This is a genomic window from Methylocaldum gracile, assembly GCF_053646815.1.
Genome location: NZ_CM132196.1, coordinates 3,322,587 through 3,347,991, shown reverse-complemented (window position 1 = coordinate 3,347,991; position 25,405 = coordinate 3,322,587). Strand labels below are relative to the sequence as shown.

The window sequence follows — 25,405 nt, the reverse complement described above, 5'->3', positions numbered from 1 at the left end:
CGGTCCCGTCGAAAAACGCAGAGAAAGGGAAAAATCCCTGAGGAGGGGGCCTCTATAGTAAACTATCGGGATGGCTCAATATTTTCAGATCCACCCGGACAACCCGCAAGCTCGGCTCATTCGCCGAAGCGTCGAGATCATTCGCGAAGGGGGCGTAATCGTTTATCCGACCGATTCCTCCTACGCGTTCGGCTGTCAGATGGATAATAAATCCGGGCTGGACCGCATCCGCCGAATTCGCCAGTTGGAGGAAGATCACAATTTCACCTTGGTCTGCAGGGATCTGTCGCAGATATCGACTTTCGCGAAGATCAACAACGAAGCATTCCGACTGATCAAATCGCTGACGCCGGGGCCGTTCACCTTTATTCTCAAAGCGACCCGCGAAACGCCGCGTCGCCTGCAACATTCAAAGCGCAAAACCATCGGTATCCGCCTGCCGGACAATCCGATCACGCTGGCGCTGGTAGCGGAACTGAACGAGCCATTGTTCAGTTCGACCCTGATTCTCCCCGGCGATGATGACGCCATGACCGACCCAGAAGACATTCGCGACCGCCTCGAGAAAGAGGTGGATTTGATCATCGATGCCGGAGTCGTTCCCTATACGCCGACCACTATCATCGGCTTTATCGAAGACACGCCGGAGATCGTCCGGCAGGGATCGGGCGTCGTCGCTTCTTTGCAATAATCCTGTTCGTTCCGCCATACAATCTTCCAATGGAAAATTTCAACTTTATTCAGGTAATTGCCGGCTCAATAATTCCTGTTTTGTTTGCAGTCACTTTACATGAAGTAGCCCACGGCTGGGCTGCCAGGTTGTTTGGTGATAATACCGCCGCCCGTCTCGGCCGGCTTTCCTTGAACCCCTTGCGTCACGTTGATCCAGTTGGAACCTTATTAGTGCCAGGGGTTTTACTAATGTTACAGACGGGTTTCCTTTTTGGTTGGGCTAAACCCGTGCCGGTGGATTTCGGCAAATTACGTCATCCCAGGCGCGATATGGCGCTGGTAGCAATTGCAGGGCCAATGGCAAATTTAATCATGGCGATTGGTTGGGCTCTTATTTTGCGCTTAGCAGTTGCTTTAGATTTGGAGTATGTCTCCCTGCCTCTCGGGTTTATGGGACAGGCGGGAATAAAATTTAACATATTGTTGATGGTGCTAAATCTACTGCCGATTTTGCCGTTAGACGGCGGGCGTATTGTCGCTAGCCTGTTGCCAACGAGACTTTCCATTAAGTTCAGCAGAATTGAGCCCTACGGCTTTTTTATCCTTTTAGCCCTGATTGCCACAGGATGGCTGTCCATAATCTTGGGTTTTCCGCTAAATATCATGCTGCAATTGTTGTTCGGTTTTGCCGGTCTGTAGATGACTGATCTGGCCGATTGTGAAAAGACCGTTGCGACCGAATCGAATTCGGACCAAGATGCACGGCAGGTCGATTCACAAGCTGTAAGCGAGGGAGCGGTCACCGCAGCGCCGTTGGCTTTCGTCAACGGCGCGCCGTTCACGGAGTTGCCGGAAGACCTCTACATCCCACCCGACGCGCTGGAAGTATTCCTGGAAACGTTCGAAGGTCCGCTCGATCTTCTGCTTTATTTGATCCGCCGGCAGAACCTGTCCATAGTGGACATCCCCATTGCCGATATCACCCGCCAGTACATCACCTACATCGAGATGATGAGCGAACTCCGGATCGAGCTTGCCGCCGAATACCTGCTGATGGCGGCGATTCTCGCCGAGATCAAGTCGCGCATGCTGCTGCCGCGTCCGACAGGGCCGGAACAGGGCGAGGAGGATCCTCGCGCCGAACTGGTGCGCCGCCTCCAGGAGTACGAACGCTACAAGCACGCCGCCCAGGAGCTCGACGCCCTGCCGCGATGCGAGCGCGACGTTTTCGAAACGTCGGCGGATACCGGTGCCATCAAGGTCAAAAAGATTTATCCCGAAGTGGAATTGAAAGAAGTTCTCTTAGCTTTCCAAGACGTGCTGCGGCGCGCCGAGCGATCGACGCATCATCACATCCAGCGCGAGCCATTGTCGGTGCGCGAGCGCATGTCGAGTATACTGGCGCGATTGCGGACCCAATTATTGATCCCGTTTCCCAGCTTGTTCGAACGGAAGGAAGGGCGGCACGGCGCGGTCGTTTCGTTGCTCGCCATCCTCGAACTCAGCAAGGAGCGTTTGATCGAGATCATTCAGGAAGAACCGTTGGGCGAATTGCAAGTTAGGCCTCTGATGGCTTCCGGTGTCGATTGACGTGGAACTGAAAACGATCATCGAGGCGGCGCTGTTAGCCGCCGGCAGACCGTTGTCCTTCGCCGAACTCGAAAATCTGTTTGCCGACAACGAGCGGCCAGAACCCTCAGAAATACACTCCGCTTTGGCGGAGTTGGCCGAAGATTGCCGCGGCCGGGCCGTCGAATTGAAGCAGGTGGCCAGCGGGTACCGTCTCCAAGTGCGGGAGGCGTTTTCCCCCTGGGTCTCGCGGCTGTTCGAGGAAAGGCCTGGGCGTTATTCGCGCGCCTTCTTGGAAACTCTCGCCATCATTGCTTACCGTCAGCCGGTTACGCGCGGTGAAATCGAGGATATTCGCGGCGTAGCCGTCAGTTCGGGTATCGTGCGAACGCTTCAGGAGCGGGGATGGGTACAGGTGGTAGGGCACAAAGAGGTCCCGGGGCGCCCGGCCCTGCTCGCCACGACCAAGCAATTCCTGGACTATTTCAATCTGAAGAGCCTTGGCGAACTACCGCCGCTCCAGGAGCTCATAGACGACTTGGCGCTGCAAGCGGCGCCGCAAGACCAGCCAGTGACCGAAAATGCGAATACCGAATCGATCGAATAAGACCAAGACGCCGGCGGATGTACGTCCATCACCGGATGACGCCGGCGAGCGGATTCAGAAAGTTCTCGCTCAGATCGGGCTGGGCTCGCGCCGGGAAATCGAGGAATGGATCAGGGCCGGTCGGATATCGATAAACGGCAAGCCGGCCGAGCTGGGGGATCGTTACAGAACCGGCGACCATGTCACCGTCAACGGCCGACCGGTCGATGTCGCCAAAAGGTCCGAAGCGCCAACCCGTGTGCTCATCTATCACAAGCCGATCGGAGAGGTGGTCAGCCGGCGTGATCCGGAGGGGCGTCCGGTAATTTTTACCCGGTTGCCCAAACCGGCGACCGGGCGCTGGATTGCCGTCGGACGTCTCGATATCAATACCCAAGGTCTGTTGTTGGTCACCAATAATGGTGAACTGGCCAATCGTCTCATGCACCCGTCGCGGGAAATGGAGCGGGAGTACGCGGTCCGGGTTCTTGGCCCCGTCAACGACGAAATGTTGACTCGGCTGTCGAACGGTATCGCGCTGGAAGATGGACCGGCTCGATTCGAGACGATAGAACCGGCGGGCGGTGAGGGCGCCAACCGATGGTTTCGCGTCACCTTGAAGGAGGGGCGCAACCGTATCGTTCGGAGGCTTTGGGAATCGCAGGGAATTACGGTAAGCCGATTGATGCGGACGCGGTTTGGCGGGATTGCCCTACCGTCCCGATTGAAAGCGGGAGCGTCTTACGAACTCCCCGCTGAAGAAGTCGCCGAATTGATGCGTTCGGTTGGACTGGATATCGGAAAAACGCCTTCGGATCGGCGCCCTGCGCGCCGGCATGCGAGCGACAAAGCTGTCCGCCGCCGAAAAACCAAGATTTTTTAAAACCGTCGGTCTTTTGGCTACGTATCGATTGCAGCCGCAACCCGATTGCGTCCGCCGCGTTTTGCCAGATACATGGCCTGATCGGCGCGGCGCAGCAAGTCCAAATGAGTTTCTCCGGAAATCAGCGTTGCTACCCCCAAGCTCAACGTAACGCGGACGCCCGAATCGCGTACTCCGCAGAATGTTCCTTCGACCGTGTTACGAATGCGTTCAGCAAGATTTACCGCGCCGTCCTTGGACGTGTTGGAAAGCAGAATGACGAATTCTTCACCGCCATAACGGAACAGGATATCGCTCCCGCGCACGGAATCCTTGATAGATCGCGCTACCGACCGCAACACGGCATCGCCTGTGTCATGCCCGAAACTGTCGTTGATCGATTTGAAGTGATCGACGTCGAGAAGAATGATCGAAAGGGGGGTGCCGTAGCGGCGCGCGAGCTCAAGTTCCCGCTGCAGACTACTGAGCAGTGCCGGTCGATTCCCGGTTTGAGTCAACTGGTCCGTGTGGGCATAACACAAGGCTTCGCGATACTTGAGCCCGTTTCGCAAGGGATAGAGTAGGCGGCAGAGTAGCGCTTCCACTCGGGCCAACTCCGGTTCACTGAAGCGCCGGTCTCGGCTCATCCGCCATTCGCCGAGCGGCTCGTTCTCGAGTTCGAGATTGTAAGCGCAGACGTGCCGTCCTTTCTTGCCCAGCGAAAGTTCGATGCCGAGCTTTTCGTTGCAAAAGCGCAAGCCGGAATGGGGAACGATAGACTTCAAGTGCGTGCTGAACAAACCGAGAAGCTGCTCTATGTCCAGCGTGGTCTGAAGAGCTAAGACCATTTCGTAGTAGGATCCATCACCCAGAGCGGTTTTTTTCTCGCTCTTTTGGCTCGACAGCGCGGCTAAATTTTCCGCTTTATTATTTTTCATCGCGCAGTTTCTCTTCTCGCCGAAAGGGTGTCTGATGGCTTAGGTCTCTTCTAAAGCGAGATTTATGCCAGTGTCCTCGGCACCCGAAATTCAAGCGTTCGATGCTACTGCCTGTCGGAAATTTGACGGGTGAGGTAGGACCATTTTGTCGGTTTATGGCAAGCATCGAAAATTGATCGAGGGACAGCAAAGCCGAGCGCGAAGTTGCGTGCCCGTCAAAGAAAACGTCAGTGAATTCTCGGTTTTTTGCCGACATCTAAAACCGGTAAAAATTCGGACTGTTTGTAAAGAGTCAGTGCCCAGCGGTCCTGATCGCTGTCGTGGCGGAGAATATAAATGCCGTCCGTGGTAAGCAGCTTGAAATATCCATATTCCGACGCGAGCCACCGGTCGATGACCTCCACGACTTCGATGCGTCGGTCGCCGAGGAAAAAAGCGGACGGCTCTTGTACTCCAAGCTCGCTTCGGTTAGCCAGAACTGTGATCGGCTGTAAATTGTCGGACATGACAAATCTCTGAATCGTTCGCTATTTAAAAAATGCTTCCAGGTAAGCCCAAAATTCGGAAATGCACTTTGCGTGCCTCGATCCTTCGGTTTCTTGCGTAATCGTACCTTATCCAGGAAGTCGTGTTAACGGAAGTGCGAAATCGATGCGGTATTGATTTTATCGCATGCGATCGGCGGAGGTGAGCGAAGGGATACAATTTATGGTGTCCTTGCGATACGAGGACATAGCGAATGAATCTTGCCCGTTCAGCAAGGCAGTGCCGACGTTATCGTGCGAAGACAGACGTCTCAGGGACTGGCTTCGGCTCCTGTGCTATGCATGTAAATCGCTTCATGGGTGACTGCCCGAGTACACGTTCCACACGTGCAGTTGATCGCAGCCATCGTTGCTGTATCCAGTAACTTTGATCCAGGCCCGCCCGTCCGTGATCGGTTGAGAGAGCACGCCTTCGACCGCTAGTCTCCCGCTACGCTGTTCGGAAATCGTGACGGCGACGGGCTCGTTATTGACCCAGACTTTGATGGTGTCACGGTCGGTATTTTCCGAGGCGACGAAAGAGAACTTTTGGAGTGCCGGGACGCTGGTCTTCTTGGCGGGCGATTCGTCAAAGAAAATCGGTGGCGTGCAATCGAGAATGATTCCGCCGTGGTGACTCACTCCGAAAGCAAAGACTGTGGCGGGTAATAGGTACGCGAGGGACGCAATCGCGACAGGTTTTATCATTGTATTTACCCTACTCGGTTTTGACTGTTCCGTCGTTCAAGCGAACGAGCGTTGCTGTTCCCGCGGAGAAGCGTTTCTGGTCTTTATGATTGTAATTCGGCCTGGAGGCTCGGTTTGACGGTATATCGGTTTTCCACGCACCGCTCTAAATCAAGACAAACAAACTGCCTATCAGCATGCTCAAGACCACGCCTTTCCAAGGCCACCAAAGAGCCGACCAAGACAGGCGCAAGATTTTTAGCTGTTTTTTAATCCAACGCATCAAGGCTGGAATAAGCCTGGTTCGGCTATATCGCCAGAGCCATCTCACAGTGACGATGCCGAGCAGGATCTTGAGTGGAGTTATCGTCCAGGCGGTAATCAGTTCTGCGTGGCGTGGCGAAAGGTCGAACCAGTCCTCCAACTTGTCTTCGATGAGGATTTCCTCGCCGCCTTCCACGAGAATGAAAATAGCGTCCCCAAGCAGTTCCATGATGTCGAGGATCAATTCGAAGATCAGTTCTGCGGAGGCAATCACGGCGACCAGGCCGATTCCGAACCAGAGCAACGGTTTCCAGCTGGGCTCGGGTTGGGGATCGGTACCGGACTTTTCTATGTCCGAGTTCGAATTCTCTGTTACGTCACTCATGTTTTATTGACGGCTAGTCTGGATTTGCGCAAGGGTAGCTGCGTTTCACGTACCGTTCAAGCACTGGTGGTGTGGGCGCTCCAACGGAAAACGTCTTGAATTTTTGCAGCGTCCTAATCCGGCTGGCCCTCGGCGTGTCAGGCGTGGAGCGTAAAACACCCGGTCCGAGAACATGAGGCGGCTGGAATCGACGCGAACTGTGCTATAGTTCGGCAGCCACAGGGTGCGGTTATCCCGGGATCATCTGAGCCTTCCTAATTTCGGGATTTGCATCGGGGCGGTAGCGAACTATCCGACAGAGTCCGACGAATAAGATCTCATCGAGAGCCTGATGGAAATTAAAGAATGGCTGCATGTATGGCAGTTTGAACATCATCCCTTCGTAATCTTCGACGCAGACCGCGATCCTTATCTGCAGGCGGCCATGATAGAGAACACGTCGTTGCGGTCGGCGTTGCTGAACCTGGACAAGCCCAGTCCGTACGTCATTTTTGCGATCCGAGGAGCCGGAAAATCCTCCATGCGGATCGACACCGAGCGCTATCTGAGACAGTATCAGGACAAGGTGCTGGTAGTCAGATACGTAGAATTCAACGAACTGCTCAGCGAAGTCACCAAGGTGAGGAAGCTTCCGGCCGAGTATTCTCCGAGGAAACCGGGTTTGGCGAAGCTATTTCGGAGAAGAAAGGAAGAGGTACTCATCCGCGAGAGCAAGATCACCCTCGACGATCATCTGGATTACCTTCTCAAATTGGGAATAGAGGAGCTGTACCGCAATATTACCGAGGCTCAGAAGGAAGACATGCTCAAGGACAACCGGGAGTTCGCGGAAAAATTCATATTGCTTACGGCACTTTATTTCTCCCCCAATGATCTGTCGAACAAGATCTCCGCGCTTCGGAAACTGATCAGTATTGCCGGTTACAAGAAGCGGAACAGCTTTTTCTCCAATAAGCAGGCAAAGCTTTTGGCCGGAGAGATTTATCGGAATATCCGCGGCGTTCCGGTTTCGGTGGAGAACATGTTCAAGATCATCCAGGAAATCGGACCTGGTCTGTTCGAGTTCCACGGTATTCCGAGGATGACGGAGAACCGGTTCACGCTGCTCAAGAGCTACATGGATCTAGTCCAATACTTCGGGCTGTCCGGCGTTTATCTGTTGGTCGATCGCGTGGACGAGCCCACCAGCATCAAGGGCGATCCGGAAAAGATGCGCGAGCTGGTAACGCCTATTCTCGACGATCAGCTGTTCCAGATCGATCATCTTGGCATCATTCTGTTCCTGCCGTACGAATTGCACGATCTCAAGAAGTATTATCGGAGCGATCGAATCAAGACCATTTCGTCGATCAATTGGTCGGCCGACAATATGATCCGGCTGATCGAGAAGCGCATGAACGTTTCCCGGAAACCGGGAAGTGCGCCGATCAAACTGGCGGATCTGTTCGAGGAAGAGGGAGAAAGCAAAGCTCAATTCATCGTACGCCAGTTGACGCCGCGGAATGCCTTTCGATTGCTGAGCATCATCGTCGAAGAACACTGCCAGACCGTGGTGTACGGGCCTAAAATTTCGACCGAGGTGTACGAGTCGGCTGTGCAAAGATATCTTATTGAAAAAGAAGGATATTAGTTTTTGCAGTCCGGTGAGTGGCGAAAACTCTTCAACCCCGAGAGATAACCCGCAATTTCACTTGCCGAGCCCATGGCTTGCCCGTATCACATGGAAGTGTTCGATAAGCTTCCATTTCAAGCGGGATGAAGAGCTATGTCGAATCCCCATCGATTGCTTCCGTGCGATAACGATAGATCCTGATCGAGTCGGACCAGTAATCCTTGGGGAGACCGGCTTTCAATTTCAGATGCTGCAAGAATGCCCGAGGATTCGGCAGTGATTCCCAAACCGAGGGCAGAAAAGTTCCGCGCCTGAGCCCTTCTTCCAAGATCAAGCCATCCTCGCCCGCCGCCAATTGTTGTAGCAAATCGTCCTCAGACGTGAACGACACCGGCTCCGCCGGCGTCAGCAACGATAGATGGATATCAAGCCGCTCGATGTCCCACTGTCTGACCGGCGGGAACCGAGGATCCCTAAATGCGGCGGCGTAAGCGTTATGAGCGATGTCTTCGGCTAAAGAGCGAATGGCTTCAAGCGTGCCGATGCATCCGCAGAGTTTGCCTAGTATTTCGAGCGTCACGAACGTAGCTCTCATGGTGATGAGCTCAGGTGCTAGCGTTTGCTGTTCGACGGGAATCGGTCGTCCGTGGACCGAGCCGTACTCGATTGATCGTTTCGCAAGCGCGAGCAGAAACCGGCGGTGCGTTGAGTTCAAGAAACCGTTTGTGTTACGCAAAGACATAGCTCCCATAGCCGACTACTCGATCTTTCGGGCCAGCCGTATCGCCGGAACTGCGTAAGTCCAGCGTTCGGGCTGTTAGACCCTTCTCGCGGGCGAAGTAGAGTAAGCCGTTGACGGCTATCCGTCCACAAGCCGATTCATGACCGATATCCTCCGGCCGAAGCCTTTCGATGGCGACGGATGTGGCCTGATCTATTCGCTTGGCCGTGGCATAGTCATGGTAATGGCTTAAATCCGAGCTGATCACGGTCATAGTCCCCGAATCGTCCCAAAGCCGCTCGAGTACCGCGCTGACGTCGGAAGGTGCGGCAATGCCCACGACCAAAGGAACCAGTTCGAACTGGTTCAAGACCGCCTGCAGAAAAGGCATATGAACTTCAAGGCTATGCTCGAGCAAGTGTGCCTCATCGAGCCTTTTGACGAATGGTAAATCGAGAATCTTTTCGATGGCGGCGCAGTCTATAGGGATGTTGCCCAGGGGAGTGGCGAAGCTGTCCGCATGACTGACGGCGATGCCGTGAAAGCCGATTCTATGAGAAGGGCCGATTAAGACAACGCGACGAATGACATCCCTGCCTTGTTTGATCAGGGCATAGGCGCTGGCGGCTATGGGGCCCGAATAAATGTACCCGGCGTGAGGTGCGATAATGGCCTTCGGCAGCGGCCCGGCTGTGTTTGCATCCAGCAGAAAATCCCGAACCATAGCGCGAAGCCGATGTTCGTCATCCGGGTAGAAAAGCCCCGCGACGGCAGGTTGGCGTATGTTCTTCATTGCAAAGTCCTCTGTGGGATCGACGCCGGCCGACGGCAAAACGTCGACAGGCACCCGATGGGTCATATTTTACAAATGCGATTTTATTTGACGAATGGGGTGTAGATCATGAATCGGACCATCGAAACGGCGCAGGGTTTTCCTACGCGCTACTGGCGTACGCTGGAGGACGGTCGTGTGGAATGCACGATGTGTCCCCGGTTTTGCAAGTTGCATGAAGGACAGCGGGGGTTGTGTTTCGTTCGCGGCAATGTGGACGGCAAGATCGTATTGTTGTCCTACGGGCGCTCTAGCGGCTTCTGCATCGACCCTATAGAGAAAAAACCGCTGAATCATTTTCTTCCCGGTACGCCGGTCTTTTCGTTCGGCACGGCCGGATGCAATCTCGCGTGCAAGTTTTGCCAGAACTGGGATATCAGCAAGTCTCGCGAGATGGATTCACTGATGGATCAGGCTTCCCCCGAAGCCATTGCGCTGGCGGCAAAAGAGCTGGGTTGTCGCAGCGTCGCTTACACCTACAACGATCCCGTTGTCTTTCATGAATACGCCGTGGACGTTGCCAAGGAATGCCGAAAGCATGGCGTCAAATCGGTCGCGGTATCGGCCGGTTATATGTGCGCCGAGCCGCGCGCCGAGTTTTACAGCGTGATGGACGCGGCCAATATCGATTTGAAGGCGTTCACCGACGAGTTTTACCGCAAGATCTGCGGCGGCCATTTGCAACCGGTATTGGAAACGCTGCAATACATCAAGCACGAAACGTCCGTGTGGCTGGAAATAACGACCTTGCTGATTCCCGGCGAGAATGACTCGGATCATGAGTTGGAGGCATTGACTCAATGGGTAGCCGACAAGTTGGGACCGGACGTGCCTCTCCATTTTTCGGCCTTTCATCCCGACTGGAAGATGATGGATAAGCGTTCTACTCCGAGGGACACTTTGGTTCGGGCCCGGCGCATCGCCATGAAAAACGGTCTTAGATACGTTTATGTCGGAAACGTTCACGATAAAGCGGCTGACAGCACTTATTGCCATCACTGCGGCCAGTTGCTCATTGGCCGCGACTGGTATGAACTGTCGGAATGGAATTTGACGCCGCAAGGCGCTTGCAATGCATGCAACACGCCTTGCGCCGGCGTGTTCGAAGAAAGCCCCGGAGACTGGGGCGGCAGGCGCGTGCCGGTCAGCACGTGCCGCCGGGCGGCAACGCACCACTAAGGCGTTGCTTGAAGATTGATCGGAGGATGCCGTTACGAGCCGCTGATCGATGATCAGGGACAGATCACCGTGTTTCGTGGAGGCTCATCATCGTTCGTGCGCGGATAGTCCAGCGTAAAATGGAGTCCTCGGCTCTCTTTGCGCACTAAGGCCGAGCGGATGATCAGTTCGGCTACGATGACCAGATTGCGCAACTCCAATAAATCGCTGGTGACCCTGAAATTGCCGTAATATTCGGCGATTTCCTGCTTTAACAGCTCGACACGGCGCAACGCCCTCTGCAGGCGCTTGTTGGTTCTGACGATGCCTACGTAATCCCACATAAAACGTCGGATTTCGTCCCAGTTATGGGCGACGACGACTTCCTCGTCGGAGTCCGTGACCTGGGATTCGTCCCATTCGGGCAAGTCCGGAGGCGGAGGGATCTCGGGCAGGGCCCTGATAATATCCTCTGCCGCCAGCTTGGCGAAGGCCAGACATTCGAGCAAGGAATTGCTGGCCATGCGGTTGGCTCCGTGGAGACCGGTACAGGCTGTTTCTCCGACGGCGTAAAGGCCGGGCACGTCGGTGCGCGCGTGGCGGTCGGTTTGCACGCCTCCGCAGGTGTAATGAGCGGCCGGGACGACCGGTATCGCTTGCGATGTAATATCGATATTGAGCTCTAGGCACCGCGCGTAAATGGTCGGGAAATGGCTTTTGATGAAATCGGAGGGTTTGTGGCTGATGTCCAGGTAAACGCAGTCGACGCCCAGGCGCTTCATTTCGTGATCGATGGCGCGCGCGACGATATCGCGGGGAGCCAGTTCCTCTCTGGAATCGAATCGGTGCATAAAGGGCGAGCCGTCCGGCAGCACCAGTTTTCCGCCTTCTCCGCGAACCGCTTCCGAAATCAGGAACGAGCGGGCATGTGGGTGGTAAAGGCAGGTCGGATGGAATTGAATGAATTCCATATTGGCGATGCATGCGCCGGCGCGCCAGGCCATGGCAATGCCATCCCCGGTGGCGATGTCGGGGTTGCTGGTATATAGATAAACTTTGCTGGCGCCACCGGTCGCCAAAACGACGACTCGGGCCCGGAGCGTTTTTACTTTATTGTCGTGGGTATCGAGCACATAGGCGCCCAGCACGCGGTTCCCGTCACGGCCGACCTTTTTCTCGGTTATCAGATCGATCGCGTTATGGTATTCGAATAAATCGATATTAGGATGGTTGCGGATATGTTGCGCCAGCGAGATTTCGACAGCCCGTCCCGTGGCATCGGCAGCATGGACAACGCGGCGATGGGTATGTCCGCCTTCCCGAGTCAGGTGAAGGTGGTGGCCGCCGCTTTCCGCGTCCGCTGCAGTGAACGGAACACCTCGTTCCAGCAGCCAGTCGATGCATTCTTTGCCTAGCGAAACGACGAGCCGCACGATATCCGGATCGCAAAGGCCGGCGCCCGCGTTCAGTGTGTCCTGTATGTGCGACTCGATCGAGTCGTCGGCATCCAGCACGGCCGATATGCCGCCCTGGGCGTAAAGCGTGTTGGTTTCGGTCAAGGCGGTTTTGGACAGGACGGCGACACGCGCGTGATCGGCGATGCGTAGCGCCAAGCTTAAGCCGGCTGCGCCGCTGCCGATGATCAAAACGTCGTGAACTGAGGATGGCATGAAGTGTGTGTGTCGTGGTGGTTTCGCCATCCTACTGTAAAAGTATTTTGTCTAAAACAGGTGGCGTTGAATTAGCCATGGGAATGGCAGCCTAAAGCAGAATCTCGATTCGGTGCTGATGAGTCGTCAAAAGTGTGGGTCGTGGCGGATACGGCGAAATACGCATTGAATGGCGCTTGCGAAACTACGATAATTCTTCCTGTAGAATCAAGCTAATGCAATTGTGCAGCAGTCTTTGACAGTGTTTTCTGTCAAGCCACGTATCTCACTCTTAATGAAGCTCTCAAATAAGCCGTGTTTTTCATTCGCTCGCCGTATTCAAATAAGAGCCCAGATCTTTTGGTCGTGCGTGTGCGCCGTTAAATAGGGAAAAAGGTTTCCCGCAATGGGCGAGCAACTCGATGAGGAATTAGTCCGGAGGGTACAGCGAGGCGATAAAACGGCATTCGACATTCTCGTTCGAAAATACCAGTACAAAATCGCGCAGCTGATCAACCGCTATATCAAGGACCCGCACGAGGCCCTGGACGTCGCTCAGGAGTCCTTCATAAAGGCCTATCGGGCGTTGCCGAGCTTTCGCGGCGAGAGCGCTTTTTACACATGGCTGTACCGGATCGCGATCAATACGGCAAAGAATCACATTGCGATGCGCGCACGCCGCCCTTCGGAGGACGAGATCGAAATCGAGGAGGCGGAACAATTCGAGTCCGCCGTACGTCTAAAGGATCAAGAAACCCCTGAGGGAGTAGTGTTAAGTGAGGAACTCGCTCGGGTAATCCAATTTGCGCTAGACGAGCTGCCCGAAGAACTTCGTACGGCGATAAGCTTGCGAGAGTTCGATGGCTTAAGCTACGACGAAATCGCTCAGGTAATGAATTGTCCGGTGGGGACCGTGCGTTCACGCATTTTTCGTGCGCGCGAAGCCATCGATAAGAAATTAAAAGTTTTACTCGGTTAGGGGGCAAGTCCATGTCGGATGATGATCTGAGACAAAAGCTGTCATTACTGTTAGACGGAGAATTGAGTGAGAGCGATTCGCTGGCATTGATGGCTCGTATAGAGAGCGACGCCACGCTTCGAAGGCAATGGCATCGTTACCGTCTGGTCAGCGAGGTGATGCGGTCGGGAAAGGTCCTGCCCGTCGATGATCGCTTCGTGGATCAGGTTCGGGCTACTATAGCGAACGAACCGGCGATTCTTGCGCCAAGACCGGAGAAACACCGCTATCGTGAAAAAGCGGTAACGGCCGCATTAGCGGCCTCTTTGGCGGTGGTTGCGGTTTTGGTCGGGAAGTCCGTAAAGGATTATTCTCCGGTGCCTGGTCCGGAGGTGTTGGCGCAAACCGAGTTGGTCGATCCCGATGAGGTTCGTTCAGCGCTTGATCCCCAGTTCCAGGATTATCTGGTTACGCATTACGAAACGGCTTATTTGGCAGGCGCTCCAGGTCTGTTGCCCTATGCTCGCCTGGTGACCTACGATTCTTCTCGCTAAGTTCGAATTGATGGTTTCACTTTTTGCGCTCTCTGTGGACATGCTCCGCATACGCCGAGTTTTGGCATGGCAGATTTGTCTAATGATGTTTGCAGCCGAAGCTTTGGGCGGAACCGGCGAACCTCGCCATGGTGATGCCGTCCGTTGGCTAATGGATATGCGTCAAGCCGTGACTCAGTTGAATTATCGGGGAGTAGTGGCTTATCTCAAAGATAAACACGTCGAGAGCTTTCAGCTAGTTCATGCGTTTACAGGGGGTACGGAGCACGAACGGTTGGTGTCGATGAACACTCCCTTGCGGGAAGTCGTCCGAAATGCAGAAAAAGTGTCTTGCTACTTTCCCGACACCAAAACGGTCTTTGTCGAAAATAAACCGCCAAGACGTTCGGTTTTGCTGGAGTTGCCAGAGGACTTGAAACAACTTTCACGACATTACGATTTTAAGCTTGAGGCGCAGGAATACGTTGCGCAGCGCTTGTCACAGGTCATCAGTATTGAGCCGCGAGATGACTTTCGGTACGCTCGCCGGATTTGGGTGGATTTGGAATCCAAGTTGCCGCTCAAATTCGAGCTAATCGGCGAAAATGGCCAGGCGGTCGAGCAGATGATGTTCACGTCGCTGAGTATCGAGGAAATCATCCCGGACTCCGAACTGAATGCATCCACAAAGGTCGATGCTTTTACTTGGCAGGTTAATCGGCGTGAGGCGATGCCGCTCAGGTCGTTGAAATGGGCGCTTAGAAGCGTGCCAGATGGGTTTCAAATGATTTCGTATACTCGGCTGATTCGTACGCCGACAGAGCATCCGGTAGAACATATCTTGTTGAGTGACGGTTTTTCTTCTGTTTCAATTTACATTGATGAGTTAGGAGGCGATATCGTCAAGGGACATCAGAAGAAAGTCGGTGCCATAAATGCGCATTCTCGTAAGATCGATCGCTATCTGGTCACCGTGATGGGCGAAGTTCCCGCCAAAACCGTGCAAGCCATCGCAGGGGGCGTGCATCTTCAAGTGAATGACGCCCATGATTGAGGAAGAAGCAGTCGTCTTACACACGGAAGCCGAAAAAGTTTGGGTCGAAAAGCCGCGCAAATCGGCGTGTGGCGGATGTTCGCAGCAATGCGCGTCTGGCGTGGTGGACGAGTACCTCGGGGCACCGAAAATTCGGTTACAGGTATTTTCCCCAATCGAAGTTCATGTGGGTGATCGTGTTGTGCTCGGAATTCAGGAGGACGCCCTGGTAAAGGGGTCCCTATGGGCATACTTGATTCCTTTGTTGGGCTTATTTTTTGGCGCGGTATTGGGAGACATCGTCGCGTCCTCGCTAAGACCAGCTATTTCCAGCGACGGGGCCAGCGCATTCGGAGGCGTAACTGGCCTGATTTTGTCTTTTGTCCTTTTGAAGTTCACAGGGGTTCTTTCTCGCGAAAAACTGCACCCCGTGATACTCCGTAAACTTAGCTGATATCAAATCCGCTTTTAAATCCATGCTTAGGTCCGTGAAGACTTGGGAGTTTCGTATGCTTAAAACCAGGTGGATAGCCCTCGTGCTTTGTTTCCTTCTCATAGGGCTTTCGTCTCAGGGAGTCCTTGCTCAGCTTCCCGACTTCACCGGCTTAGTCGAGAAAAACAGCGCGGCGGTCGTAAATATTAGTACCTCTCAGAAAGTGAGCGCTACTGAGCCCCAGTTGCCGGAAGGGATCGAAATACCGGAAGGAACGCCATTTGACGATTTCTTTCGTCGCTTCTTTGGCGAAGGTGGTGGCCAGCCGAGTGAGGTGAAATCTTTGGGATCGGGCTTCATCGTTTCGGACGATGGTTATGTCTTGACCAATCACCACGTTGTCAAGGATGCCGACGAAATCGTCGTGCGATTGCAAGATCGCCGAGAATTGGTGGCCAAAGTCGTCGGATCGGATAAGCGCAGCGATATCGCGTTGCTGAAGATAGAGGCTGATCATTTGCCAGTCGTAAGAATGGGGTCGGCCGATAAACTGAAAGTGGGTGAATGGGTATTGGCTATCGGTTCACCCTTCGGCTTCGATCATTCGGTGACGGCGGGCATCGTCAGCGCCAAGGGCCGAAGTCTCCCGAGCGATAACTATGTGCCTTTCATTCAGACCGACGTGGCCATCAATCCGGGCAACTCCGGTGGCCCTTTGTTCAATCTCGAGGGCGAGGTGGTCGGCGTCAACTCTCAGATTTACAGCCGTACCGGCGGCTTCATGGGATTGTCGTTCGCTATTCCGATCGAAGTCGCCATGCAGGTGGTCGAACAATTGAAATCGCAGGGCCATGTGTCGCGGGGCTGGCTGGGCGTGCAGGTACAGGACGTCACGCGCGAGTTGGCCGAATCTTTCGGGATGAAGAAGCCGCAGGGAGCTCTGGTATCTAGAGTATTGTCGAAGAGTCCAGCCGAGGCGGGAGGCATCCAGGTCGGTGACGTCATTATCGAGTTCAACGGACAGGAGGTCGTTGGTTCGTCGTCGCTACCGCCAATGGTAGGTATGACCAAAGTGGGGGAAACGGCAGCGGTCAAAATCATCCGTCAAGGTTCGACCCGTGATGTAAAGATCAAAATTGGCACCTTGCCCGAGGATGAGGGAGTGCTCTTGGGGGCCGAGGAGGCTCCGGGGGCTCAGACGTTCGACCGTTTGGGGCTTAGCGTATCCAATTTGACGGTGGAGCAGCGAGAACAATTGGAAGTTCCGCGGCATGGCGTGCTGGTACAAGCGGTCAACCCGGGGCCCGCCTACGATGCGGGTATACGCCGTGGCGATGTGATTCTTCGTATTCAGGACCAAGTCGTCAAAGACGTAAACCATTTCAATGAGGTTGTGAAGGAGTTGCCAAAAGGCAAATCGCTTGCGGTGCTGGTCCAGCGACGCGGCGGCTCATTGTTCCTGGCCTTGAAGCTCAAGGATTGAGGCCGTGGCTGATCAGCAGCATATTCGTAACTTTTCCATCATCGCTCATATCGACCATGGCAAGTCGACCTTGGCAGACCGATTCATCCAGACTTGCGGAGGACTTAGCGATCGCGAGATGCTCAACCAGGTGCTCGACTCGATGGACATCGAGCGGGAACGCGGCATCACCATCAAGGCTCAAAGCGTAACGCTCAACTATAAGGCCAAGGATGGCGAGACCTACCAGCTCAACTTGATCGATACGCCCGGTCATGTGGACTTCTCCTACGAAGTGTCCCGATCATTGGCGGCCTGCGAAGGCGCCCTGCTCGTGGTCGACGCAGCGCAGGGGGTGGAGGCGCAAAGCGTAGCGAACTGCTATACGGCGATCGAGCAGGGCCTGGAAGTCATTCCCGTGCTGAACAAGATCGACTTGCCGTCGGCCGAACCCGAGCGGGTTTGCAAGGAGATCGAGGAGATTATCGGGTTGCCGGCCGACGAAGCCTTGAAAATCAGCGCGAAAACCGGCCTCGGTGTCAATGATCTTCTTGAACAGCTGGTAAGCAAGGTGCCTCCGCCCAAGGGAGATCCCGAGGGGCCTTTGCAAGCGCTGATCATCGACTCCTGGTTCGACAACTATCTGGGAGTCGTTTCGCTGGTGCGAGTGGTTAACGGTTCCATCTCCCGGAAACAGAAGATCCTCATCATGTCCACCGGAAAGAGCCACTTGGTGGAAAAGCTGGGCGTCTTTACCCCAAAGTCCTTCGATAAGGAGACACTCCAAACCGGCGAGGTAGGGTTCGTTGTGGCCGGTATCAAGGATATTTTCGGTGCGCCGGTGGGCGACACGATCACCGCGGCCGATCGCCCTTGCCAGGCCCCGCTGCCGGGGTTCCAGCAAGTCCAGCCGAGAGTGTTCGCAGGGCTCTATCCTGTTGAATCCGACGATTACGAGAATCTTCGGGAGGCGCTGAACAAGCTGCATCTTAACGATGCCGCGCTGCAGTACGAGCCGGAAACGTCGCAGGCTTTAGGGTTCGGTTTTCGGTGCGGGTTTCTCGGCATGCTGCACATGGAGATCATCCAGGAGCGGCTGGAGCGAGAGTATGATCTCGATTTGATCACGACAGCGCCGACCGTCGTTTACGAGGTGCTCAAAACGGACGACGAGACGATTCTGATCGACAACCCGTCCAAGCTGCCCCCGCCCAACGAAATCGTAGAAATCCGCGAACCGATCATCGAAGCCAATATTCTGGTGCCGCAGGATTATTTGGGCGCGGTGATGACGCTTTGCGTCGAAAAGCGCGGCATACAAAAAAAGATGCAGTACATGGGCGGGCAGGTGTCCCTCAGCTTCGAGTTGCCTCTAAGCGAAATCGTATTGGATTTTTTCGACCGTCTTAAATCGGTCAGCCGCGGATTCGCTTCGTTCGATTACGAATTCAGGCGCTTTCAGGCGGCGCCGCTGGTCAAACTGGACATTCTCATCAACGGAGAGCGTGTGGATGCGCTGTCTTTGATCGTGCATCGGGACATCAGTCAAACTCGGGGGCGAGATCTCGTGGAGCGAATGAAGGATCTTATTCCGAGACAAATGTTCGAAGTCGCCATTCAAGCCGCTATTGGTTCGAAGATCATCGCTCGGTCCACAGTCAAGGCGATGCGCAAGAACGTGCTGGCCAAGTGTTACGGCGGCGATATTACCCGTAAGAAGAAGCTGCTGGAAAAGCAGAAAGCCGGTAAAAAAAGAATGAAGCAGGTAGGGAAGATCGACATTCCGCAGGAAGCGTTTTTGGCGGTTTTGCGCGTAAACAAAGATACCTAATACCGAAAAACAACAAAAGACCCAGCTTATGGATTTCGATTTTTCGTTTTTTTTGGTCATGGCTACCGCCCTGACCGGGATTATTTGGGGCGGTTACGCGTTGCTGCGGCGCTTTCAGCCGGCTACGGCTCCGGCGAAAGAGCCGACTATCGTGGAATATGCTCGTTCGTTTTTTCCGATCGTTCTGATCGTACTCTTGCTGCGATCGTTCTTGGTGGAGCCATTCCGTATCCCTTCGGGTTCCATGATGCCTACACTGCTCATCGGCGATTTCATTCTCGTCAATAAATACACCTACGGTATTCGTCTTCCGGTTTTGAACACGAAGATCGTCGAGATGGGCGAGCCTGAGCGGGGCGATATCGTGGTATTCCGTTTTCCGAAAGACCCGAAGGTGGATTACATCAAGCGGGTTATCGGTTTGCCTGGCGACCGCATCGCGTATTACAACAAACAGCTTTACGTAAACGGAGAAGCCATCAAGCAAACAGCCATCGCCGAATATCAAGGCGTGGGGCAGGGCAGCGTCATGAACGGTGCGCGCCTTTTAAGCGAAGACTTGAAAGGGGTTAATCACGACATCCTGATTCGAGAAGGCCAACCTTCGGTGCAGGGGGAATTTACGGTACCCGAAGGTCAGTATTTCGTCATGGGCGATAATCGCGACAACAGCAACGATAGCCGGTACTGGGGTACCGTGCCGGAAAGCCATTTAGTCGGAAAAGCGTTTTTCATTTGGATGAGTTGGGACTGGGAGAACGGCGGCATCGCATTTGATCGTCTCGGTACTATATTGAATTAGTGGTTCTAGTACCGAAACTATCCGAAAACTCCCGGAGTACGCGAAAATGGCTAATGTCCCTTCCCGGCAGAGCGGTCTGACGCTTATCGGCTTTTTGTTCGTTCTATTCTTAATCGGTTTTTTCTCCTTGCTTGTACTCAAGATCGGCCCGGTGTATCTGGAGCACTATAAGATCGTGTCGTCGCTTGAATCGCTCAAGAAAGATAACGATCTCGCTTCGAAAACCAGAGACGAAATCTTGACTCTCCTGCAGAAACGCTGGGAGATCAACATGGTCGAACGGGTATCGACCAAAGATGTGAAGATCATTAAGGAGGGATCTTATCTAAAGATTGAAATAGCTTATGACGTCGCCGAGCATCTTTTTGGAAACGTGGATGCTTTGCTGCACTTTAACGATCTTATCGAGGTCGGATCGAATTGATGAAGAGCGTTTCTAGTTACTGCTTTCTGTGTGCTTGCCATCCGCGTCAAATGACGCGGACCCGCATAAATCGGTTGTTTCTCTGAGCTGTCACTCACTCGGACAGGTCGTTATGTGCTTAACTCGTATCCCGCCGGTGGACTCGTGATTTTGGAACCGGAAAAGATCGCCAAAAAACTGGGCTTGCATTTCAAGAATCCCGCCTTGGTCAAGAGAGCCTTGACTCATCGGAGTGCTGAGAGCGAGAACAATGAGCGGCTCGAATTTTTGGGCGACTCAGTGCTCGGGTTTGTGATCGCGGAAAGGCTTTATGACAAGTTCGCGGAGGCGGACGAAGGCGTGCTCAGCCGGTTGCGCGCGACTCTCGTGAATCAAAGCTCTTTGGCGGAATTGGCGCGTAAATTAAATCTGGGGGATTACTTAGTTCTGGGGTCGGGCGAATTGAAGAGCGGCGGATATCGGCGCGACTCGATTTTGTCCGACGCGCTGGAGGCCGTCATTGGCGCTCTGCTTATCGATCAAGGGATGGATGCCTGTCGGGAGTGGATTTTAAACCTTTTTGCCGAGCCGATAGACCGTCTTTCGCTGCGGGATTGGAAAAAGGATCCGAAGACCCGATTACAAGAATTGATGCAAGCGCGAGGACTCGAATTGCCTACCTATACCCTCAAAACGGTCATCGGTCAGCCGCACGACCAGAGCTTTTGCGTGGAGTGCCGCGTGTCGCTGATCCCGGTTTCCTGCGAGGGCGTAGGGCCTTCCCGGAAAAAGGCCGAACAGCAAGCGGCAGAAAAGATGCTGACTGTGCTGGCGGAAAAACTGGGGCTCAAACCATGAAAGCAGGCTTTGTCGCGCTCGTGGGGCGCCCGAACGTCGGTAAATCTACCCTCCTCAATCATCTGGTCGGACAAAAAATCAGCATCACGTCCCGCCGGCCGCAGACGACGCGGCATCGGATTTGCGGTATCAAGACCACCAGAGACGGACAGATTGTTTTTGTCGATACTCCGGGCATTCATGCCAGCCAAAAGCGGGCGATGAATCGCTACCTCAACCGCGCAGCGGTCTCCGCCCTGCTTGACGTCGATGTGATTGTCTGGCTCATCGACAGACCGATGTGGCTTTCCGAAGACGAGTTGGTCCTGGAGAGGATCAAGTCTGCAGGGGTGCCTGTCATCTTGGTCATCAATAAAGTCGACAGGCTCGAGGATAAGGCGCTTTTATTGCCTTTTATGGAAGAGGCGGCGGCTCGCCACTCGTTTGCCGATTTGGTTCCGGTATCCGCCTTAAAGGGCACGAATCTGGACGTTTTGGAGCGGAAGATCATCGAACTCTTGCCGGAGGGCGAACCGATTTATCCGGAAGATCAAATCACCGACAAGCCGGAGCGTTTTTTTGCCGCCGAAGTCATTCGGGAAAAATTGCTTCGTTCGCTGTCCCAGGAGGTGCCTCATGCGCTGACGGTGGAGATCGAGCAATTCAAGCTCGAGGGCGGATTGACGCGAATCAGTGCGGTGATTTGGGTCGAGCGCGAGGGTCAGAAGGCAATCATCATCGGCCGCAGCGGCGAAGTGCTCAAGAAGGTCGGCGAGCGGGCGCGGCATGAACTGGAACGTTTGCTCGATTGCAAGGTTTACCTGGAGCTTTGGGTTAAGGTCAAGAAAGGTTGGTCGGATGACGAGCGTGCTTTGCACAGCCTCGGCTACAGCGAATGACGCGAGCAAGGGTGCTTCTCGGGACTTCCAAGGCCGCATCTCGCTGCAGAACGGATTCGTCCTTCACAGTAGACCTTATCGCGAATCAAGCCTTCTTCTCGACGTATTTACATTGGATTTCGGTCGCCTTCGCCTGCTGGCAAAAGGTGCGCGCAAGAGCAAAAGAGGATTGCATTCTCTACTTCAGCCATTCGTTCAATTGCGTCTTTCCTGGGCGGGAAAAGGCGATCTACCAGTCTTGACGGCTGCGGAATCCATCGGAGGAACCAGCATCAAGTTGAGCGGGCCCAAGCTGTTCTGCGGATTTTATGTGAACGAGTTGCTTCTCAATTTTCTCCCTTCCCGCGATCCTCATCCGGAAGTATTCGATCTATATCGGAATACCTTGGATCAACTCGCAGCAGATGACGGCATGGAACGGATTCTAAGATTGTTCGAAGTCTCTCTGCTGGGCGAGATGGGTTACGGTATGGCCTTTGATCGGGAGGCAACGTCCGGGCAACCGATCGATCCGGCAAAAAGATATGTGTACAGAATCGAGGAAGGTCCGGTAGAGAACGACGAAAGGACTGCGGATTCGGTCGGAGGTGCCACCTTGCTTGCATTGGAGCGGAAGACGCTGAACGATCCGGATGAACTTCAAGAGGCGAAGCATCTGATGCGACGAGTAATCAATTATTATCTCAACGGAAAATCTCTTAAAAGCCGGGACTTTTTCAAGCAAGTCACAAAAAGCAGACCATGATGACGACCTCTCGCCCTATCTTACTCGGCGTAAACATCGATCATATCGCCACCATTCGACAGGCTCGGCGTACCAAATACCCCGAAGTGATCCAGGCGGCCTTGCTCGCGGAGCAAGCTGGCGCCGACGGTATTACCGCTCATCTTCGCGAGGATCGCCGGCATATTCAGGACAGAGACATCGGATTGTTGCGAGAGATGATCGAGACCCGTTTAAACCTGGAAATGGCGGTGACCGATGAGATGGTCGCTATCGCAAAAACCGTGCGGCCACAAGCGTGCTGCCTGGTTCCGGAGCGACGCGAAGAATTGACCACGGAGGGTGGTCTGGATGTGTCCGGAAATTTCGAACGAATTCGTGCCGCTTGCGAAACGCTGGGCGAAGCCGGGGTGGAGGTCTCCCTGTTCATCGACGCCGATTTTCGGCAGATCGAAGCGGCAGCGAAAACCGGTGCTCCCGTGATCGAATTACACACGGGCCACTATGCCGATGCCGCTTCGAACAAGGAAAGTAAAGATGAGTTTCACCGCTTGGCACGGGCGGCAGAGTATGCATCCGGAATCGGCCTCAGAGTGAATGCGGGGCATGGATTGAATTATCACAACGTAGGGGAAATTTGCCGCGTTCCCCAGGTCGAGGAGCTCAATATCGGGCATTCCATCGTGGCGAGGGCGCTGTTCGTCGGGCTGGAGCGAGCGGTGAGCGAGATGAAGCGGGCGATGGCGTCGTCGCGCTTATCAATTGACCCATAGGGCTTATTCTGCCATAGTTGAACGGCTATCGAATCGAACAACTGGTCCGCTTTCTCGCATTCCGTCGTAATCGAGATGGCGCGTGGTGTAGAGAATGCTCGGGGCCCAAATCAAATATAACGATGGTTCGCGATAGCTGGGGCAGCATAGCGGAGGAGATGGGGTGTACGAAAGATATCAGAGCGAGTCGACGACTGCGCCAGCATTGCGCGCCGGGACTACGGTTCGGTATCCAGTGTCGGCCGCTTGGTGGCGAGCTCCGCAAGTGCTTGTCGCCTTGCTTGCGGTTTGTCTCTGTTCGTTGGTCATTCTCTATTATTTATCGACGCGTCTTGAAACCACGGTAGCCGGTCCAACGGAAGGTCACGCCCGGATCAAGGCGATCAACCAGCAAATGGAAGCGCTGCAACGCAAGTTCGGCATTCTCTTGGCCGAATCGGTCGAAATGAGACTTAAAACCCTTCAGAAGAACATTGAGGCGGGAGCGGTCAGTTCCGCGGATCTCGAGGCCTTTGAGCAATTAAAGAGCGATCTGGTGCTGTTGGAAGGTTATGCCGAAGCCGGCGGAGCCAATGCGTTCGACAACACCGAGATCGAGCATTCCCGTTTCCGGCGGTTACCCGGTTCGGGAGTAGTCCGTAACGAAGAGCTTATGGATGAGGTTTTGCAGGTAAAGAACCTGCTTTACTTTTGTGCCGCCAGTCTCGCAACGACCACTGTTCTCATCAGTGGCTATTGGTTGAGACAGCGGAGTCGGGCGTATCGCCTCCACTCGGGAATGACCGCTGTTCCGATGCTGGCAAAGAAGCCCGGCGATTGATGCCTGGTCTGGACCTCAGGAATATTTAGGTATTCGACGAGTCACGATTCTCGTGATGCCCCTTTTTGACATGCTCGGCTTCGATCCGGTTTTTTCCCATCCCCTTGGCGCGATACATTGCAGAGTCGGCCCGCCTGATGAAGGAATCCGCCGATTCGTTTGACACGTACACGGTGATGCCGGCGGAGAAAGTCGGCAAAGCCATGGCCGTGCCGCCAATTGAAAACGTGGTTCGGTGGACCTGCGCCTGAATTTTCTTGAGCGCCCATAAAGCGCCATCCAGCTCGGTGTTGGGAAGCAGTACGATGAATTCTTCGCCGCCGAAACGGGCTACGTGGTCGTGACGGCGAAATGCAGGAAGGATTTTTTGGGCGTAAATTTTGAGAACTTCATCGCCTGCAGCGTGGCCGTAACGGTCATTGATTTCCTTGAATCCGTCGAGGTCCACCATGGCCAAGGCCAAAGGGGTGTAGTAACGTTGCACGCGTCCGATCTCATCCTCCAGCCGATTCAGGAAGGCTCGCCGATTGGAAAGCCCGGTTAATTCATCCGTAAGGCTCAGTTGGCGAACTCGTGTGAATTCCAGATCGGTCTTTCGATTATTCGTCTCCAGCAAATCGAGATAAGCTCGGATAATGTCGATTTGTTTGGCCTGATGTTGATGTTCGTTTAACAAAGCGTCGGTCTGCTTTAGAAGTCCAGATCGCGCCGTATCGGTGAGCAAAAAATTTTCCGGATGGCTCAACGCCTGAGCGATATTCTTCAGCAACTGGCCGGAATGTAGATTTGCATCATCAACTTCGTTAAGGCTTGCCGTCAACGACTTGTGGATTTCGGCCATTCCTACGCTTTGTCCTTCGCGAGGCGGCGGCGCGGGGTCCATGTTATGTGATGTCTTTTCGGAAGTCGTCACATGGATTTCTGTGGCCTTAGCCCTTTGTGCAATCACGTCCGGTTTGTCGGGCGAGGGTTCATGGTCTCCTATGATTCGATCGGAAAAGGCAAAATTGGATTGGAACAAAGAATGTTTGAGGTCTTCAACGCCTTTAATTAAGGTGTTTAATTCCGCTAAGGATAAAGACGGACTGAGCAGAGTTTGGAGAAACTCGATTCGTCGCGCGAGCCACTGGCTTCTGTCGGAAACCAATTGTTCAACATAACGGAGAAGTTGTTGAACAAGGGCGCGGTAACGGGTTTCCCTCGCGTTATGAATTTGGGTCAGCGACTCGAAACTATTTTGAATATGATCGATAAGAAGAGGTTCGGACGGGTAACGCCTTAACGCGTGCAAATTGGAGAGTATCCGTTCGAAATCGGCCGGCCGCGATTTCATGACTTATCAAGTGTTAAGGTCAAAGAAGTTAAATTCCGACACGATACTCTGAACATCGAATGCGACAAATAGCTACAGTCTAGTGTGTCCTGGCTGGAAACAAGG

28 protein-coding genes are annotated in these 25,405 nt (G+C 54.0%); 20 read left to right on the top strand and 8 right to left on the bottom strand.

Annotated elements, in window-relative coordinates:
• Nucleotides 1–70: 70 nt before the first annotated feature.
• From ACWJJK_RS14690 to rluB, 5 genes are read left to right on the top strand one after another with little or no spacing between them, the layout of a single operon-like run.
• A complete protein-coding gene (locus ACWJJK_RS14690) occupies nucleotides 71–691 on the top strand; it encodes an L-threonylcarbamoyladenylate synthase (RefSeq protein ID WP_156879361.1) in 621 nt (206 codons plus the stop codon).
• Nucleotides 692–720: 29 nt separating this feature from the next.
• Entirely contained in the window at nucleotides 721–1,371 is a 651-nt protein-coding gene (locus ACWJJK_RS14685; RefSeq protein WP_086135421.1) for a site-2 protease family protein, read from the top strand.
• Nucleotides 1,372–2,262 carry a segregation and condensation protein A gene (locus ACWJJK_RS14680; protein WP_156879362.1) on the top strand — a complete coding sequence of 297 codons (891 nt, stop codon included), beginning with the start codon at nucleotides 1,372–1,374 and terminating at the stop codon, nucleotides 2,260–2,262.
• A gap of 1 nt (nucleotide 2,263) precedes the next feature.
• Nucleotides 2,264–2,848 (top strand): SMC-Scp complex subunit ScpB, encoded by a 585-nt coding sequence (gene scpB / locus ACWJJK_RS14675; protein WP_454128233.1) that lies wholly within the window; start codon nucleotides 2,264–2,266, stop codon nucleotides 2,846–2,848.
• Nucleotides 2,823–3,710, top strand: a complete 888-nt coding sequence (rluB, locus tag ACWJJK_RS14670; RefSeq protein ID WP_156879363.1) for a 23S rRNA pseudouridine(2605) synthase RluB — start codon at nucleotides 2,823–2,825, stop codon at nucleotides 3,708–3,710. Before scpB ends, rluB begins: the two co-directional genes overlap by 26 nt.
• Nucleotides 3,711–3,727: 17 nt before the next feature.
• Here the strand turns inward: rluB and ACWJJK_RS14665 are convergent, their stop codons facing one another.
• The 4 genes from ACWJJK_RS14665 to ACWJJK_RS14650 all read right to left on the bottom strand — a co-directional run bounded on the left by ACWJJK_RS14665 (nucleotide 3,728) and on the right by ACWJJK_RS14650 (nucleotide 6,487).
• On the bottom strand, nucleotides 3,728–4,627 hold the full coding sequence (locus ACWJJK_RS14665) for a GGDEF domain-containing protein (RefSeq protein WP_077729232.1): 900 nt from the start codon (nucleotides 4,625–4,627) through the stop codon (nucleotides 3,728–3,730).
• Nucleotides 4,628–4,854: 227 nt separating this feature from the next.
• Nucleotides 4,855–5,133, bottom strand: a complete 279-nt coding sequence (locus ACWJJK_RS14660) for a hypothetical protein (RefSeq protein ID WP_077729231.1) — start codon at nucleotides 5,131–5,133, stop codon at nucleotides 4,855–4,857.
• Nucleotides 5,134–5,466: 333 nt separating this feature from the next.
• Nucleotides 5,467–5,859, bottom strand: coding sequence for a hypothetical protein (locus ACWJJK_RS14655; protein ID WP_156879364.1), 393 nt, complete (start codon nucleotides 5,857–5,859; stop codon nucleotides 5,467–5,469).
• Between the two features lie 145 nt (nucleotides 5,860–6,004).
• Complete coding sequence (locus ACWJJK_RS14650; RefSeq protein WP_077729229.1) at nucleotides 6,005–6,487, bottom strand: hypothetical protein; 483 nt, start codon at nucleotides 6,485–6,487, stop codon at nucleotides 6,005–6,007.
• A gap of 331 nt (nucleotides 6,488–6,818) precedes the next feature.
• Here ACWJJK_RS14650 and ACWJJK_RS14645 point away from each other — a divergent pair, with 331 nt between their 5' ends.
• Complete coding sequence (locus ACWJJK_RS14645) at nucleotides 6,819–8,117, top strand: hypothetical protein (RefSeq protein WP_077729228.1); 1,299 nt, start codon at nucleotides 6,819–6,821, stop codon at nucleotides 8,115–8,117.
• Nucleotides 8,118–8,250: 133 nt separating this feature from the next.
• Here the strand turns inward: ACWJJK_RS14645 and amrA are convergent, their stop codons facing one another.
• On the bottom strand, nucleotides 8,251–8,841 hold the full coding sequence (gene amrA, locus ACWJJK_RS14640) for an AmmeMemoRadiSam system protein A (protein WP_077729227.1): 591 nt from the start codon (nucleotides 8,839–8,841) through the stop codon (nucleotides 8,251–8,253).
• On the bottom strand, nucleotides 8,828–9,613 hold the full coding sequence (amrB, locus tag ACWJJK_RS14635) for an AmmeMemoRadiSam system protein B (protein WP_077729269.1): 786 nt from the start codon (nucleotides 9,611–9,613) through the stop codon (nucleotides 8,828–8,830). The genes amrA and amrB overlap by 14 nt, the downstream gene beginning before the upstream one ends.
• Nucleotides 9,614–9,721: 108 nt before the next feature.
• Here amrB and amrS point away from each other — a divergent pair, with 108 nt between their 5' ends.
• Entirely contained in the window at nucleotides 9,722–10,831 is a 1,110-nt protein-coding gene (amrS, locus tag ACWJJK_RS14630; RefSeq protein WP_156879365.1) for an AmmeMemoRadiSam system radical SAM enzyme, read from the top strand.
• A gap of 53 nt (nucleotides 10,832–10,884) precedes the next feature.
• Here the strand turns inward: amrS and nadB are convergent, their stop codons facing one another.
• Entirely contained in the window at nucleotides 10,885–12,480 is a 1,596-nt protein-coding gene (gene nadB, locus ACWJJK_RS14625) for an L-aspartate oxidase (RefSeq protein ID WP_156879366.1), read from the bottom strand.
• Nucleotides 12,481–12,865: 385 nt separating this feature from the next.
• Here nadB and rpoE point away from each other — a divergent pair, with 385 nt between their 5' ends.
• The 13 genes from rpoE to ACWJJK_RS14560 all read left to right on the top strand — a co-directional run bounded on the left by rpoE (nucleotide 12,866) and on the right by ACWJJK_RS14560 (nucleotide 23,967).
• The gene (gene rpoE / locus ACWJJK_RS14620) at nucleotides 12,866–13,438 is read left to right on the top strand and encodes an RNA polymerase sigma factor RpoE (protein WP_077729224.1); all 573 of its coding nucleotides are present in this window, start codon (nucleotides 12,866–12,868) and stop codon (nucleotides 13,436–13,438) included.
• A gap of 11 nt (nucleotides 13,439–13,449) precedes the next feature.
• On the top strand, nucleotides 13,450–13,971 hold the full coding sequence (locus ACWJJK_RS14615) for a sigma-E factor negative regulatory protein (protein ID WP_077729223.1): 522 nt from the start codon (nucleotides 13,450–13,452) through the stop codon (nucleotides 13,969–13,971).
• Between the two features lie 82 nt (nucleotides 13,972–14,053).
• Nucleotides 14,054–15,004, top strand: coding sequence for a MucB/RseB C-terminal domain-containing protein (locus ACWJJK_RS14610; RefSeq protein WP_168175370.1), 951 nt, complete (start codon nucleotides 14,054–14,056; stop codon nucleotides 15,002–15,004).
• A complete protein-coding gene (locus ACWJJK_RS14605) occupies nucleotides 14,997–15,437 on the top strand; it encodes a SoxR reducing system RseC family protein (RefSeq protein WP_168175369.1) in 441 nt (146 codons plus the stop codon). Before ACWJJK_RS14610 ends, ACWJJK_RS14605 begins: the two co-directional genes overlap by 8 nt.
• Nucleotides 15,438–15,492: 55 nt before the next feature.
• Entirely contained in the window at nucleotides 15,493–16,899 is a 1,407-nt protein-coding gene (locus tag ACWJJK_RS14600; protein ID WP_077729220.1) for a DegQ family serine endoprotease, read from the top strand.
• Nucleotides 16,900–16,903: 4 nt separating this feature from the next.
• Nucleotides 16,904–18,709, top strand: coding sequence for a translation elongation factor 4 (lepA, locus tag ACWJJK_RS14595; protein ID WP_077729219.1), 1,806 nt, complete (start codon nucleotides 16,904–16,906; stop codon nucleotides 18,707–18,709).
• A 28-nt stretch (nucleotides 18,710–18,737) separates the two neighbouring features.
• Nucleotides 18,738–19,511, top strand: a complete 774-nt coding sequence (gene lepB, locus ACWJJK_RS14590) for a signal peptidase I (RefSeq protein ID WP_156879367.1) — start codon at nucleotides 18,738–18,740, stop codon at nucleotides 19,509–19,511.
• A gap of 46 nt (nucleotides 19,512–19,557) precedes the next feature.
• A complete protein-coding gene (locus ACWJJK_RS14585) occupies nucleotides 19,558–19,935 on the top strand; it encodes a DUF4845 domain-containing protein (protein WP_077729217.1) in 378 nt (125 codons plus the stop codon).
• 144 nt (nucleotides 19,936–20,079) lie between these two features.
• Entirely contained in the window at nucleotides 20,080–20,772 is a 693-nt protein-coding gene (gene rnc, locus ACWJJK_RS14580; RefSeq protein WP_086135515.1) for a ribonuclease III, read from the top strand.
• Entirely contained in the window at nucleotides 20,769–21,650 is an 882-nt protein-coding gene (era, locus tag ACWJJK_RS14575) for a GTPase Era (RefSeq protein ID WP_086135433.1), read from the top strand. The genes rnc and era overlap by 4 nt, the downstream gene beginning before the upstream one ends.
• Nucleotides 21,538–22,395 carry a DNA repair protein RecO gene (gene recO / locus ACWJJK_RS14570; protein WP_077729215.1) on the top strand — a complete coding sequence of 286 codons (858 nt, stop codon included), beginning with the start codon at nucleotides 21,538–21,540 and terminating at the stop codon, nucleotides 22,393–22,395. The genes era and recO overlap by 113 nt, the downstream gene beginning before the upstream one ends.
• Entirely contained in the window at nucleotides 22,395–23,147 is a 753-nt protein-coding gene (gene pdxJ, locus ACWJJK_RS14565) for a pyridoxine 5'-phosphate synthase (protein WP_156879451.1), read from the top strand. The genes recO and pdxJ overlap by 1 nt, the downstream gene beginning before the upstream one ends.
• 163 nt (nucleotides 23,148–23,310) lie before the next feature.
• Nucleotides 23,311–23,967, top strand: a complete 657-nt coding sequence (locus ACWJJK_RS14560; protein ID WP_133716826.1) for an ATP synthase subunit B family protein — start codon at nucleotides 23,311–23,313, stop codon at nucleotides 23,965–23,967.
• A gap of 25 nt (nucleotides 23,968–23,992) precedes the next feature.
• Here the strand turns inward: ACWJJK_RS14560 and ACWJJK_RS14555 are convergent, their stop codons facing one another.
• Nucleotides 23,993–25,258 carry a GGDEF domain-containing protein gene (locus tag ACWJJK_RS14555; RefSeq protein ID WP_454128232.1) on the bottom strand — a complete coding sequence of 422 codons (1,266 nt, stop codon included), beginning with the start codon at nucleotides 25,256–25,258 and terminating at the stop codon, nucleotides 23,993–23,995.
• Nucleotides 25,259–25,405 lie beyond the last annotated feature (147 nt).